This is a genomic window from Novosphingobium sp. PhB165 (assembly GCF_004341845.1).
Classification (GTDB): Bacteria; Pseudomonadota; Alphaproteobacteria; order Sphingomonadales; family Sphingomonadaceae; genus Novosphingobium.
In genome coordinates, this window is sequence record NZ_SLVB01000001.1 from 933,003 (window position 1) to 947,032 (window position 14,030).

Consider the following 14,030-nt stretch of genomic DNA (forward strand, 5'->3'; position numbering starts at 1 on the left):
GGAATTCCTTCAGACCAGCGAGACGTCGCCCGCATGGATGACACGTAGGCTTCCGTCCGGCAGACGCAAGCGCAGAGCACCGTCGGGGTCAAGCCCGGCGAAAGCGCCGAGCGCCTCCCCCTCCCCGTCCAGCACAACCTTCAGAGGCGTGCCTTGCGGATAGGCATGCTGCTGCCAGGCCCTCAGCGTGGCCGAGAGCCCTTCGCTCCGCCATTGCGAGAGACGCCTCGCATAAGCAGTCGCCAGCTTTTCGAGCACTTTTTGCGCATCGACATCGCTTCCACCCGAAGCCAGTACCGACGCCGTAGCGCGGTCGGCCAGTTCGGGCGCGGATACAAGGTTGATACCGATGCCGACGATCACATGATCGCCGCAGCGTTCCAGCAGAATGCCGCTGATCTTGGCGCCGGCGACGAGAACGTCATTGGGCCATTTCAATTGAACAGCCGCGTCTGCGGGCAGCAGCGCAGCGATCAGGTCTCGGACGGCAAGTGCTGCCACGAAAGCCAGCGTATGAGCCGCCGGATCATCGGCGCGAAGCGCGATGACAGTGCTGGTGTAGAGATTGCCCTCTGGCGAGGACCATTCCTTGCCGCGACGGCCGCGCCCGGCGCTTTGTCGCACCGCGCGCAGCCAGAACCCTTCAGCAATGCCCTCGCCGGCGCCGAGGCGCCGGACGAGATCGGCATTGGTCGAAGCGGTCTCTTCGACGACCTCTATCAAAGGCCGGAGAAGAGCGCCGCCGCAGCGGTGTCAGCCAGATGGCCCAGCCAGCGGGTGAGCAGGAAGCCCAGCGGCGAGATGACCACGCACGATCCCACGAGGACGAGCTTGTGCCAGATGTCGCTCTGGCCCTTCACCACGTCGGCCGGTTCGTCGAAGTACATGATCTTGACGACCTTGAGGTAGTAGAAAGCGCCGATCACGGAGGCCGCGAAGCCCAACGCGGCGAGCGCGATCATGCCGCCGTCAACCGCGGCCTTGAAGACCAGGAACTTGCCCCAGAAGCCGAACATCGGCGGGATACCGGCAAGGCTGAACATGATCATCGCCAGCGCCAGGGCAAGGCCCGGACGGGTGCGCGACAGACCGGCCATCTTGCCGAGATCCTCAACCGGATTGCCGTTTTCGTCGGCCAGCATCAGGATCATGACAAAACCGCCGATCGACATCGCAACATAGATCGCGAGGTAGAACAGCATGGCCGAGATGCCTTCCGGCGTTGCCACCGCGAGGCCGACCAGCATGAAGCCGACGTTGTTGATCGACGAATAGGCCATCAGTCGCTTGATGTTCGACTGACGCATCGCGCCAAGAGCACCGATCACGATCGAAGCGAGTGCCGCGAAGACAACGATCTGCTGCCAGGCATGCGCCTGTTCACCAAAGGCTTCGATGGCAACGCGCATGGTAAGCGCCATCGCGGCGACCTTGGGGGCCGTTGCGAAGAGCGTGGTCACCGGCGTGGGCGCGCCTTCGTAGACGTCCGGCGTCCACATGTGGAACGGTACGGCGCTGATCTTGAAGGCAAGACCGGCGAAGACGAACACGAGGCCGAACAGGGCGCCATGCGAGAGGCCATGCGCCATCGAGGCGCTGATGCCGTCGAACGACGTCGTGCCTGCAAACCCATACGTCAGGCTCATGCCGAACAGCAGGATACCGGAAGCCAGCGCGCCCAGCACGAAGTACTTGAGGCCCGCTTCGGCCGAACGACCATCGGTGCGCAGGAACGCGGCCAGGACGTAGGCGGCGAGCGAGTTCATCTCCAGGCCGATGTAGAGCGTGATGAGGTTCGTCGCCGAAACCATCATGCTCATGCCGATCGCTGCCAGAACGACGAGCACCGGATATTCGGCGCGCATCGCCTTGAAGCGATCGAAGTAGGCCGGAGCGACCATGATCGAAACGGCAGCAGAGATGTAGATCAGCACTTTCGCGAAGGAAGCGAAAGCGTCGGCTTTGAACTGGCCGAAGAAGGCGTAAGTTTCGACGCCCATGGCACCGCCGCAAAGCGCGGGGGCGACGAGGACGCCGGCGGCGACGAGCGCCGCCACGGCGAGAACGGAGATCAGCCGGGCAGCCTTGTCACCACCCCAGGCGGCGATCAGGAGCAAGACGAGGCTTGCGAAGCTCAGCGTTTCTTCCGGCGCGATCAGGCGCAGTGACTGCGACCAGTCCATCAGTGTGCCCCCTCATGCGCAGCTTCTTCATGCGCAGGCTTTTCCTTGCCCATGGCCAACTTGGCGTCTCCTTCCGGCTTTGCACGCGCAATCCGGGCGTCGAGCGCGGCAATGTCGGCGCGCATCGGAGCAATGAAGCTCTCGGGATAGACGCCCATCCACAGCACCGCGAGGCCCAGCGGAACCACCATAAGCAGTTCGCGGACGTCGAGGTCGGCCATGGCGGCGGCATCGGCGTTCTTCTGGTCGCCAAAGGCGATCCGGCGATAGAGGTAGAGCATGTAGGCAGCGCCCAGAATGATGCCGGTGGTGCAGATAAGCGCCGTCCAGCTCGATGCCTGGTAAATGCCGCCAAGGCTCAGGAATTCGCCGACGAAACCGCTGGTGCCCGGAAGGCCGATCGAGGCCATCGTGAAGAGCAGGAAGAACAGCGCATAACGCGGCATGTTGATGGCAAGACCGCCGTAACGGACGATCTCACGGGTATGCAGGCGGTCGTAGATGATGCCCACGCAAAGGAACAGCGCGCCCGAGACGAGGCCGTGGCTCAGCATGACCAGCATCGAACCTTCGAGGCCCTGCGGGTTGAAGGCGAAGAGACCGATGGTCACGATCGCCATGTGGGCGACCGACGAATAGGCGATCAGCTTCTTCATGTCGCTCTGCACCAGCGCGATCAGCGAGGTGATGACGACTGCGGCCATCGACAGCCCCCACACCAGCGGCGCGAAGTAGGCCGAAGCTTCGGGGAACATCGGCAGCGAGAAGCGAATGAAGCCGTAGCCACCCATTTTCAGCAGCACGCCCGCCAGGATCACCGAGCCAGCGGTCGGCGCCTGAACGTGCGCCGCCGGAAGCCAGGTGTGGACCGGCCACATCGGCATCTTCACCGCGAAGCTGGCGAAGAAGGCAAGGAACAGCCAGGTCTGTGCCTGCGGGTCGAAGTCATAGGCCATCAGTGCGGGGACCGAGGTCGTGCCGGCGGTGTGGACCATCCACAGCATCGCCACGAGCATCAGCACCGAACCGAGCAGCGTGTAGAGGAAGAACTTGTAAGCGGCGTAGATACGGTCCGCACCACCCCAGATGCCGATGATAAGGTACATCGGGATCAGGCCGGCTTCGAAGAACATGTAGAACAGGAAGATATCCTGTGCCGCGAAGACGCCGATCATGAGCGTTTCCATGAGCAGGAAAGCGGCCATGTATTCGCCGACGCGCTTTTCGATCGAGTTCCAGCTCGCACCGATACAGATCGGCATGAGGAAGACCGAAAGCAGGATCAGCAGCAGCGCAATGCCGTCGATGCCGAGAGCGTAGGAGAAGCCCGAGAACAGCTCATGCCGTTCCGTGAACTGCCACTGCGCTCCGCCAATGTCGAAGTTCATCCAGAGGACAATGCCAAGAGCAAGGTCCACGAGCGTGGCGACAAGCGCCACAACCCGGGCCGATTTGGCATCAAGGTAAAGACAAGCCAGTGCCGCCGCGAGCGGCACCAGCAACATCAGACTGAGGATCGGAAAACCACTCATCATCTTATCCCGCGATCACCCAGCTGATGGCGGCAACGACGCCGATCAGCATGACAAGTGCGTAGCTGTACAGATAGCCCGACTGGACCTTCTGCGCGTAAGTCGAACCCCTGGCGACGACCCAGGCCGCACCGTCGGGACCGAACTTGTCGATCACGCCGATGTCCAGGACATTCCAGAACACCTTGCCGAGCCAGAAAGCGGGACGGACGAAGATCGTGTTGTAGAGTTCGTCGAACATCCACTTGCGGAACACGAAGGTGTAAACCGGCCCGAGCTGTTCGGCGACTGCCTTGGGGAACGAGAGATTCTTCATGTAGCCGTACCATGCGGTCAGCAGGCCCAGCGCCATCACCGTGAACGGAGCCCACTTCACCCAGGTCGGAACGCCGTGCATCGCGTGGATCAGGTGTTCGTGGAAGACCAGTGCGCCCTTCCAGAACTCGCCCTCTCCTTCGGAGACGAAGGCATGCTGGAAAATGAAGCCGGCAAAGATCGCACCCAACGAGAGGATGATCAGCGGCAGCAGCATGACCAGCGGGCTTTCGTGCGGGTGGTAGCCACCCGTACCGTCGCCGTGCTGCGTGTAGTCCGGACCGCGCGAACCGATTTCTTCGCTCGCATGCGAATCTTCGTCTTCAGCGTGCTCATGGCCATCGTGAGCATGATCGTCATGGCCATGGCCGTGCGCGTCATGAACGGCGTGCTGAATGTGCTCCGACTGGATCCAGCGCGGCTTGCCGAAGAAGGTCAGGAAGACCAGGCGCCACGAATAGAAGCTCGTCATGAGCGCGGCAGCAATGCCCATCCAGAAGGCGAAACCACCGATCTGGGTGCCCGAACCGAAGGCTGCTTCGAGGATCGCGTCCTTCGAGTGGAAGCCTGCGAAGCCCGCGAAACCTGCGATACCCACGCCGGTGATGGCCAGCGTACCCGCCGTCATCGCCCAGAAGGTAATCGGGATATGCTTACGCAGGCCGCCGTAGAAGCGCATGTCCTGCTCGTGGTGCATCGAGTGGATGACCGAACCGGCACCAAGGAACAGCAGTGCCTTGAAGAACGCGTGCGTGAACAGGTGGAACATGGCCGCGCCATAGGCGCCGACGCCAGCGGCGAAGAACATGTAGCCGAGCTGCGAGCAGGTCGAGTACGCGATCACGCGCTTGATGTCCCACTGCGTGCAGCCGACGGTGGCAGCGAAGAAGCAGGTGCAGGCACCGACGAATGCGACGACGTGCATCGCAGTCTCGCTGGTCTCAAACATCGGCGAAAGACGGCAGACCATGAAGACGCCGGCGGTGACCATGGTGGCTGCGTGAATGAGGGCCGAGACCGGGGTCGGGCCTTCCATCGCGTCCGGAAGCCAGGTGTGCAGGCCAAGCTGCGCCGACTTGCCCATCGCACCGATGAACAGAAGGATGCAGATCACGGTCATGGTGTCGAAACGGTGGCCGAGGAAGCCGATGGTCGAACCCGCCATGCCCGGCGCTGCGTGCAGGATCTCGGGAATCGAGACCGTGCCGAACACCAGGTAGGTGCCGAAGATGCCCAGCATGAAGCCAAGGTCACCCACGCGGTTGACCACGAAGGCCTTGATCGCGGCGGCGCAGGCCGAAGGCTTGCGGAACCAGAAGCCGATCAGAAGGTACGACGCGAGACCCACGCCTTCCCAACCGAAGAACATCTGCACCAGGTTGTCCGCCGTCACCAGCATGAGCATGGCGAAGGTGAACAGCGACAGGTACGCGAAGAAGCGCGGCTGATCCGGCTCCTCGCTCATGTAGCCCCACGAATAGAGGTGCACGAGCGCGGAGACCGAGGTGATGACCACCAGCATGACGGCGGTCAGCGTGTCGACACGCAGCGCCCAGTCGAAGGTCATCGCGCCCGACTGGACCCACTTGAGGACCGGAACGACGGCGACTTCAGCGGTACCATTCAAGAATTGGATGAAGATCGGCCACGAAAGGATGCACGATACGAAAAGTGCACCCGTCGTGAGGGACTTCGCCGCGACGTTACCGAGCTGCTTGTTGCCAAGCCCGGCGATGATCGCTGCCAATAATGGCAGGAAGACGATGATCAGGATATGCTGCAAGGCCTTATCCCTTCATCCGGTTGACGTCGTCGACGGCAATCGTGCCGCGGCCACGGAAGTAGATCACGAGGATAGCAAGCCCCACTGCGGCCTCGCCGGCGGCAACCGTCAGCACGAACATCGCGAAGATCTGACCCGTGAGGTCGTGCAGGAACGCGCTGAAGGCGACGAGGTTGATGTTGACCGCAAGCAGGATCAGTTCGATCGCCATGAGCAGAACGATGACGTTCTTGCGGTTGAGGAAGATACCGAGGACGCCGAGCACGAAAAGGATCGAGCTGACGGCCACGTAATGTTCGATGCCGATCACAGCTGAACCCCCTTGCCCACTTCGGGCTTGACGTTGACGGTCGCTTCGTCGGGACGACGTGCAATCTGCTTGCTGATGTTCTGACCACGCGTGTCGGTGCGCTGGCGATGGGTCAGCACGATGGCGCCGATCATCGCAACGAGCAGGATCAGGCCCGCCGCCTCGAACAGGAAGAGATAGCGGCCATACATCAGGGCGCCGATAGCCTCGATGTTCGACGCACCGACCGGAATCGCTGCCGTGCCATCAGGCGTGCCGAGCGTCATTGCGCCCGACTTCAGGACGCCGAGACCGACGAGCAGTTCGGCGACCAATACGGCCGCGACCAGCAGGCCCAGCGGGAAGTTCTTGACGAACCCTGCACGAAGCTCCGCGAAGTCGATGTCGAGCATCATGACGACGAACAGGAACAGAACCGCGACAGCACCGACGTAGACGATGATGAGCAGCATGGCGATGAACTCGGCGCCGACGAGAACCATGAGCCCGGCAGCGTTGAAGAACGCCAGGATCAGGAACAGCACCGAATGCACCGGGTTGCGGGAGAAGATGGTGGCCACCGCCGAAGCGATGGTCAGCGCCGCGAAAAGGTAGAAGGCGATAATCTGGATCATGTCCGCGGCCCCCTATCGGTACGGCGCGTCGGCTTCAAGGTTCGCGGCGATAGCACGCTCCCACTTGTCCCCGTTCGCCAGTAGCTTGGCCTTGTCATAGAGCAGTTCCTCGCGCGTTTCCGTCGCGTATTCGAAGTTCGGCCCCTCGACGATCGCATCCACCGGGCAGGCTTCCTGGCAGAAGCCGCAGTAGATGCACTTCGTCATGTCGATGTCGTAGCGCGTGGTACGGCGCGAACCGTCGGCACGCGGCGCGGCTTCGATAGTGATCGCCTGCGCCGGGCAGATCGCTTCGCACAGCTTGCAGGCGATGCAGCGCTCCTCGCCGTTGGGATAACGGCGCAGGGCATGCTCACCACGGAATCGCGGCGAAAGCGGGTTCTTCTCGAAGGGGTAGTTGATCGTCGCCTTGGGCTTGAAGAAATACTTCAAGGTCAGCCAGTGCGCCTTCACGAACTCCCAGAGCGTGAAGCTCTTTATGAGTTGTCCGACGGTCATTGGAAGTGTCCGGTAGCCATGAGGTAGCCGCTGACGAGAACAACGAACAGCAGCGATACGGGCAGGAAGACCTTCCAGCCCAGGCGCATCAGCTGGTCATAGCGATAGCGCGGAACCGTCGCCTTCACCCAGCTGAACACGAAGAAGAAGAATGCGACCTTGAGCAGGAACCAGATGAAGCCCGGCACGAGGTAGAGAACGGGAATATCGAGCGGCGGCAGCCATCCGCCCCAGAACAGCGTCGCGTTAAGCGCGCACATCAGGAGCACGTTGGCATATTCACCCAGCCAGTAGGCGGCGAAGGCCATTGACGAATATTCGGTCTGGTAACCAGCGACGAGCTCGGATTCCGCTTCGGTAAGGTCGAAGGGAGCGCGCTGCGTTTCGGCCATGCCCGAAATCAGGAACATCACCCACATCGGGAAGAGCAGCGGGTTCGCGACGAAGCCGTTGATGATCCCGAAAACGTGGCCCTTCTGGGCCCAGACGATGCCGTTGAGGTTAAAAGTACCGGCCCAGAGAACGACGCAGATCAGGATGAAGCCGATCGAGACTTCGTACGAGATCATCTGCGCCGAAGCGCGCATCGCCGAGAAGAACGGGTACTTGGAGTTCGATGCCCAGCCCGCCATCACGGTGCCGTAGACACCGAGCGAGCTGATCGCGAGCACGTAAAGCAAGCCGACATTGATGTCCGCCAGCACCGCGCCCGAGTTGAACGGGATCACCGCCCAGGCCAGCAACGCCACGGTGAACGTGACGACCGGCGCGATCAGGAACAGGCCCTTGTTCGACGCCGAAGGAATGATGGTTTCCTGGAGGAAAACCTTCAGACCGTCCGCGAAGGACTGGAGAAGGCCGAACGGGCCGACCACATTGGGACCACGGCGCAGCGCCATGGCCGCCCAGATCTTGCGGTCGACATAGATGATCATGGCAACAGCCAGCATCAGCGGCAGCGCGATGAGCAGGATGCCGCAGACGGTGGACACGAACCATGCCCACTCGTGGCTCATCCCGAGAGTCTGGAAGAAAGCGGTCATTCCGCGGCCTCCGCCAGATCTTCACCGTGCAGGATTTCGGCCGAGCAGCGCTGCATGACGGCACTCGCACGGGCGATCGGGTTGGTCATGTAGAAGTCCTTGATCGGATAGGCGATCTGACCGGCAGCGGAACCGCCGCCATTGGGCAGAACGCTCCCGTAATCGGCAAGACCTTCGCTGCCAAGTGCAGGAACTTCCTTGATCATTGCATTTCGCAGCTGATCGAAGCTGTCGAAGCCGACCGACACGCCGAAGGCGTCCGCGAGCGCACGCAGGATCGTCCAGTCTTCACGCGCGTCGCCGGGTGCGAAGACGGCCTTGTCGGCCCACTGCACGCGGCCTTCGGTGTTGACGTAAGTGCCCGCCTTTTCGGTGTAGGCCGAAGCTGGCAGGATCACGTCCGCAGCGTGGGCACCCTTGTCGCCGTGATGACCGATGTAGACGATCATCGAATCGGCGAACTTGGTGAAGTCCACTTCGTCGGCGCCAAGCGCGAGCAGGACCTTGGGCTTGGCGGCGATGAGGTCGGCGATGCCGCCCTTCTGCGCGTAGCCGAGCATCAAGCCGCCCATGCGGGCTGCTGCCATGTGGAGGACATTGAAGCCGTTCCACTTGGTGCCATCTTCAAGATCGCGAACGAGGTTGAACTGGGCGGCGAGCGCGAGGCCCGCTTCCAGACCACCACGGCCGAGCGCCGCACCGCCGAGGATGACCGCCGGACGCTTCGCGTTCGACAGCGCATCGGCGACGTTCTGCGGCAGATTGCCGAGGACCGAGAGGTCTTCGCCAAGGAACTCGCCGCCGAAAGTGGTTTCCCACTCGGGACCGACGAGGAACACCTTGGCGCCGCGCTTCACCGCCTTGCGCAGGCGGACGTTGAGCAGCGGGGCCTCCCAGCGCACGTTGCTGCCCGCGATCAGGATCGCGTCAGCGGTCTCGATGCCCGAGAACGTGGTGTTGAAGTTGACGGCGGCGAGATTGTCGGTCGCGTAGTCCATCCCGGTCTGGCGACCTTCGACAAGCTTCGAACCGAGCGCGCCAACCAGCTTTTTGGCCGCGAACATCGTTTCGCAATCGACCATGTCGCCTGCGACGGCGGCGATCGAATTGCCCGGGTTCAGCGTGGCGATGGCAGCGAAAGCCTCGTTCCAGTTGACCGCCACGAGCTTGCCGTCACGGCGCAGGAACGGCTTGTCGAGGCGGCGCTTGGTAAGCCCGTCGACCATGTAGCGCGCCTTGTCGCTGATCCATTCCTCGTTCACGTCATCGTTGTTACGAGGAAGCACGCGCAGCACTTCGCGCCCGCGTGCATCGATGCGGATGTTGGCGCCCGTGGCGTCCGACACGTCGATGCCCAGCGTCTTCTTGAGTTCCCAGGGACGGGCCTCGAAGGCGTAGGGACGCGAGGTGAGCGCGCCGACCGGGCACAGGTCGATCACGTTGGCCGACATCTCGTGCTTGGCAGCATGTTCGAGATAAGTCGTGATCTGCATGTTCTCGCCGCGATAAAGCGCGCCGATCTCATCCACACCAGCGATCTCTTCCGAGAAGCGCACGCAGCGGGTGCAGTGGATGCAGCGCGTCATCGTGGTCTTGATGAGCGGGCCCATGTACTTTTCAGTGACCGCGCGCTTGTTCTCGTCATAGCGCGAAGCGCCACGACCGTAGGCAACGGACTGGTCCTGAAGGTCGCACTCGCCGCCCTGATCGCAGATCGGGCAGTCGAGCGGGTGGTTGATGAGGAGGAACTCCATCACCCCTTCCCGCGCCTTCTTGACCATTTCGGAATCCGTGCGGATTTCCTGGCCTTCGGCGGCAGGAAGCGCGCACGAAGCCTGGGGCTTCGGCGGTCCGGGCTTCACTTCGACCAGGCACATACGGCAGTTGCCGGCAATGCTCAGGCGTTCGTGGTAGCAGAAGCGCGGGATTTCCTTGCCGGCAAGCTCGCAAGCTTGCAGCACAGTTGCGCCGGTGGGGACGTCGATCTCGACGCCGTCGACTTTGACCTTGGGCATTACTCGGCAGCCTCGCGGACGTTTTCGGCGATCCGGCGCTCAAGCTCCGGACGGAAATGACGGATCAGGCCCTGGATCGGCCACGCCGCAGCGTCGCCCAGAGCACAGATGGTGTGGCCTTCGACTTGCTTGGTCACCTGCTGCAGCATGTCGATTTCCTCGACTTCCGCATCGCCGGTGCGCAGGCGCTCCATCACGCGCCACATCCAGCCCGTGCCTTCGCGGCAGGGGGTGCACTGACCGCAGGACTCGTGCTTGTAGAAGTACGAGATGCGGCTGATGGCGCGAACGATGTCGGTGGACTTATCCATGACGATGACGGCTGCGGTGCCAAGGCCCGAGCCGACGGCCTTGAGGCCGTCGAAGTCCATCGGGGCATCCCAGATGTCGGCAGCCGGGACCAGCGGAACCGACGAACCGCCGGGGATCACCGCCAGCAGGTTGTCCTTGCCGCCGCGAATGCCGCCGCAGTGACGCTCGATCAGCTCGCTGAACGGGATCGACATCTCTTCCTCGACCACGCAGGGACGGTTCACGTGCCCGCTGATCTGGAAGAGCTTGGTGCCCTTGTTGTTCTCGCGGCCAAAGCTGGAAAACCACGCAGCGCCGCGGCGCAGGATCGTCGGCGCAACGGCAATCGATTCCACGTTGTTGACCGTGGTCGGGCAGCCATAGAGGCCTGCGCCGGCCGGGAACGGCGGCTTCAGGCGGGGCTGACCCTTCTTGCCTTCGAGGCTTTCGATCATCGCGGTTTCTTCGCCGCAGATGTAAGCGCCAGCGCCGCGATGGACGAAGACGTCGAAATCGTAGCCCGAACCGCAGGCGTTCTTGCCCAGCAGGCCGGCTGCGTAAGCCTCTTCACGTGCCGCGAACAGCGTCTCTGCCTCGCGGATATATTCGCCGCGAATGTAGATGTAGGCCGCGCGCGCACCCATTGCGAAGCCCGCGACCAACGCGCCTTCGAACAGGAGGTGCGGGTCGTGGCGCATGATCTCACGATCCTTGCACGAACCCGGTTCGGATTCGTCCGCATTGATCACGAGGAAGCTGGGCTTGGGATTGCCGTTCTGGTCGAGCGGCGGCTGCTTGGGCATGAAGGACCACTTCATGCCGGTCGGGAAGCCCGCACCGCCGCGACCGCGCAGACCCGAAGCCTTCATCTCGTCGATGATGGCGTCACGGCCGCGCTCGATCAGCGCCTTGGTGTTGTCCCAGGCGCCGCGCGCCTGCGCTTCCTTCAGGTTCCACGGCTGATAGCCGTAGAGATTGGTGAAGATGCGGTCTTTATCGAGGAGAGCCATTACCACTCACTCCGATAGTCATGGTTTTCGGTGATCATGGCCGCCAGGTTGGTCGGCTCGCCCACCGGTTCGACGGTGTGACGGGCGGGATCCTGGGTACCGGCCTTGGGCGTTTCACCACGAGCCAGCGCGTCGAGCACCGCGTTCAGGCGGTCCGACGTGAGGTCTTCGTAGTTGTCGTCGTTGATCTGGACCATCGGGGCCGAGGCGCAGTTGCCCATGCACTCAACCTCGGTGAACGACCAGAGGCCGTCTTCCGAGATGTGGCCCTTCTTCATGCCACGCGACTTGCAGGTCGCCAGCAGATCGTCAGACCCGCGCAGCATGCACGGCGTGGTGCCGCAGACCTGCACGTGGAACCGGCCGATCGGCGCGATGTTATACATCGTATAGAAGGTCGCGACCTCAACCACGCGGATGATCGGCATGTCGAGATAGGCGGCGATGTATTCCATCACCGGGATCGGCAGCCAGCCCTGCGTGTTCAGCTCGGCACCAACCTGGCGCTGGGCGAGATCGAGCAGCGGCATCACGGCCGAGCGCTGGCGCCCTTCCGGATAACGCGCGACGACTTCCTTCGCCTTTTCGGCGTTTTCCGGAGTCCAGGCGAAATTGCCCCAACGCGCCCGCAGTTCGGGCGTATCGGGTTCGATATAGCGGTCAGCCATGCTTACCTCTGCGCTTCAGCCACTGGTCCTGGCCGAAAAGAAACAATTCGAAGCCGCCGATCGCAGTCACCATCATCGGCAACATGGCCGAAGGCTGGAATGCGAGGTAGACGGCGGCAAAATACCAGACCGCAAGCGCCACACCGGTGACAGCGGCCCAGATACGGGTCAGTTCGAGAGTGTTGAACTTCACCGGATGATCTCCCTCACCGGATGAACTCGACGCGTGAGCACTTGTCGCCCTCGAAGCTGTAGACGGCCAGAACGTCGAACGGCTCGACGAGATCGGAACCGTCCGTCGCCGGGCCACGCGTGACATGCTCACGGAAGACGACATAGTTGTCGGTCTCTTCGCGCGAGACGATCACGGCCTTGTTCTCGGGCCACTTGGCGAAAGCCGCCTTGAGGCCAGAGCGCGTGCCTTCCTTGCCCTCACGAACCACAGCGCCGCGATAGTTCGCTTCGCTGGCTTCGTCGGTCATGTAGGTCACGTAAAGATCGGCGTCCTGTGCGTTGTAGGCCGCGATCATGGCTTCGGCGATGGCGAGCTTGCTCAACGGTCGCACTCCCCGAACACCACGTCGATGGCGCCCAGAATGGCGGTCGCGTCAGGAAGCATGTGCCCCTTCGACATGAAATCCATCGCCTGGAGGTGCGAGAAGGCAGTCGGGCGGATCTTGCAGCGGTACGGCTTGTTGGAGCCGTCCGACACCAGATAGACGCCGAATTCGCCCTTCGGGCTTTCCGTGGCGACGTAGACTTCGCCGGCCGGCACATGGAATCCTTCGGTGTAGAGCTTGAAGTGATGGATCAGCGATTCCATCGACTGCTTCATCTCACCACGCTTCGGCGGAACCACCTTGCGATCGGAAGAAGCGATCGGGCCTTCGGGCATCTGCGCCAGGCACTGCTTCATGATCTTGGCCGACTGGCGCACTTCCTCGACGCGGACCATGAAGCGGTCGTAGCAGTCCGAGTTGGTGCCCACGGGGATCTCGAAGTCCATGCGGTCATAGACGTCGTAAGGCTGCGACTTGCGGATATCCCAGGGGATGCCCGCGCCGCGGATCATCGGGCCGGAGAAGCCCCATGCCAGCGCGTCTTCCTTGCTCACCAGCGCGATGTCGACATTGCGCTGCTTGAAGATGCGGTTGTCGACCACGAGGCTCATCGCGTCCTCGAACAGCTCCGGCAGGCGCGTGTCGAGCCAGTCGGCGATGTCGGTCAGCAGCTTCAGCGGCACGTCCTGGTGAACGCCGCCGGGGCGGAACCAGGCCGAGTGCATGCGTGCGCCCGATGCGCGTTCGAAGAAGTTGAGGCAGTCCTCGCGGATTTCGAACAGCCACAGGTTCGGGGTCATCGCGCCCACGTCCATGACGTGCGAACCGATGTTGAGCATGTGGTTGCAGATGCGGGTCAGCTCGGCGAACAGCACGCGCAGGTACTGCGCGCGGATCGGAACTTCGAGGTTGAGCAGCTTTTCGACCGCAAGAACGTAGGAATGCTCCATGCCCAGCGGCGAGCAGTAGTCCAGACGGTCGAAATACGGCAGCGCCTGAAGGTACGTCTTGTGCTCGATCAGCTTTTCGGTGCCGCGGTGCAGCAGGCCGACGTGCGGGTCGATGCGCTCGATGATCTCGCCATCGAGTTCCATGACCATGCGCAACACGCCGTGGGCCGCCGGGTGCTGCGGGCCGAAGTTGATCGTGTAGTTGGTGATGACTTCATCGCCGGTGGTCGGCGACTGTTCGAGCTGGATGCTCACGCC

At 62.4% G+C, this 14,030-nt stretch carries 14 protein-coding genes; all 14 read right to left on the reverse strand.

The window, feature by feature from the left end:
• Positions 1-9 precede the first annotated feature (9 nt).
• The 14 genes from EDF56_RS04440 to EDF56_RS04505 are packed head-to-tail and all read right to left on the reverse strand — an operon-like array spanning position 10 to position 14,027.
• Positions 10-723, reverse strand: coding sequence for a biotin--[acetyl-CoA-carboxylase] ligase (locus tag EDF56_RS04440; protein ID WP_132385480.1), 714 nt, complete (start codon positions 721-723; stop codon positions 10-12).
• Entirely contained in the window at positions 720-2,183 is a 1,464-nt protein-coding gene (gene nuoN, locus EDF56_RS04445) for an NADH-quinone oxidoreductase subunit NuoN (protein ID WP_132385481.1), read from the reverse strand. Before nuoN ends, EDF56_RS04440 begins: the two co-directional genes overlap by 4 nt.
• The gene (locus EDF56_RS04450) at positions 2,183-3,715 is read right to left on the reverse strand and encodes an NADH-quinone oxidoreductase subunit M (protein WP_132385482.1); all 1,533 of its coding nucleotides are present in this window, start codon (positions 3,713-3,715) and stop codon (positions 2,183-2,185) included. Before EDF56_RS04450 ends, nuoN begins: the two co-directional genes overlap by 1 nt.
• Positions 3,716-3,719: 4 nt before the next feature.
• Complete coding sequence (gene nuoL / locus EDF56_RS04455) at positions 3,720-5,813, reverse strand: NADH-quinone oxidoreductase subunit L (protein WP_132385483.1); 2,094 nt, start codon at positions 5,811-5,813, stop codon at positions 3,720-3,722.
• Positions 5,814-5,817: 4 nt separating this feature from the next.
• Positions 5,818-6,123 carry an NADH-quinone oxidoreductase subunit NuoK gene (gene nuoK / locus EDF56_RS04460; protein ID WP_132385484.1) on the reverse strand — a complete coding sequence of 102 codons (306 nt, stop codon included), beginning with the start codon at positions 6,121-6,123 and terminating at the stop codon, positions 5,818-5,820.
• Positions 6,120-6,737 carry an NADH-quinone oxidoreductase subunit J gene (locus tag EDF56_RS04465; RefSeq protein ID WP_132385485.1) on the reverse strand — a complete coding sequence of 206 codons (618 nt, stop codon included), beginning with the start codon at positions 6,735-6,737 and terminating at the stop codon, positions 6,120-6,122. The genes nuoK and EDF56_RS04465 overlap by 4 nt, the downstream gene beginning before the upstream one ends.
• A gap of 12 nt (positions 6,738-6,749) precedes the next feature.
• The gene (gene nuoI, locus EDF56_RS04470; protein ID WP_132385486.1) at positions 6,750-7,235 is read right to left on the reverse strand and encodes an NADH-quinone oxidoreductase subunit NuoI; all 486 of its coding nucleotides are present in this window, start codon (positions 7,233-7,235) and stop codon (positions 6,750-6,752) included.
• Positions 7,232-8,278, reverse strand: a complete 1,047-nt coding sequence (gene nuoH / locus EDF56_RS04475; protein WP_132385487.1) for an NADH-quinone oxidoreductase subunit NuoH — start codon at positions 8,276-8,278, stop codon at positions 7,232-7,234. The genes nuoI and nuoH overlap by 4 nt, the downstream gene beginning before the upstream one ends.
• Positions 8,275-10,293, reverse strand: a complete 2,019-nt coding sequence (nuoG, locus tag EDF56_RS04480; RefSeq protein ID WP_132385488.1) for an NADH-quinone oxidoreductase subunit NuoG — start codon at positions 10,291-10,293, stop codon at positions 8,275-8,277. The genes nuoH and nuoG overlap by 4 nt, the downstream gene beginning before the upstream one ends.
• Positions 10,293-11,594, reverse strand: coding sequence for an NADH-quinone oxidoreductase subunit NuoF (nuoF, locus tag EDF56_RS04485; protein WP_132385489.1), 1,302 nt, complete (start codon positions 11,592-11,594; stop codon positions 10,293-10,295). Before nuoF ends, nuoG begins: the two co-directional genes overlap by 1 nt.
• Positions 11,594-12,262: an NAD(P)H-dependent oxidoreductase subunit E gene (locus tag EDF56_RS04490; RefSeq protein WP_132385490.1), complete on the reverse strand. Its 669-nt coding sequence runs from the start codon at positions 12,260-12,262 to the stop codon at positions 11,594-11,596. The genes nuoF and EDF56_RS04490 overlap by 1 nt, the downstream gene beginning before the upstream one ends.
• Entirely contained in the window at positions 12,255-12,455 is a 201-nt protein-coding gene (locus tag EDF56_RS04495; RefSeq protein ID WP_132385491.1) for a hypothetical protein, read from the reverse strand. The genes EDF56_RS04490 and EDF56_RS04495 overlap by 8 nt, the downstream gene beginning before the upstream one ends.
• Positions 12,456-12,468: 13 nt before the next feature.
• Positions 12,469-12,819 carry a nuclear transport factor 2 family protein gene (locus tag EDF56_RS04500; protein ID WP_132385492.1) on the reverse strand — a complete coding sequence of 117 codons (351 nt, stop codon included), beginning with the start codon at positions 12,817-12,819 and terminating at the stop codon, positions 12,469-12,471.
• Positions 12,816-14,027, reverse strand: a complete 1,212-nt coding sequence (locus tag EDF56_RS04505) for an NADH-quinone oxidoreductase subunit D (RefSeq protein WP_132385493.1) — start codon at positions 14,025-14,027, stop codon at positions 12,816-12,818. The genes EDF56_RS04500 and EDF56_RS04505 overlap by 4 nt, the downstream gene beginning before the upstream one ends.
• Positions 14,028-14,030: the final 3 nt, after the last annotated feature.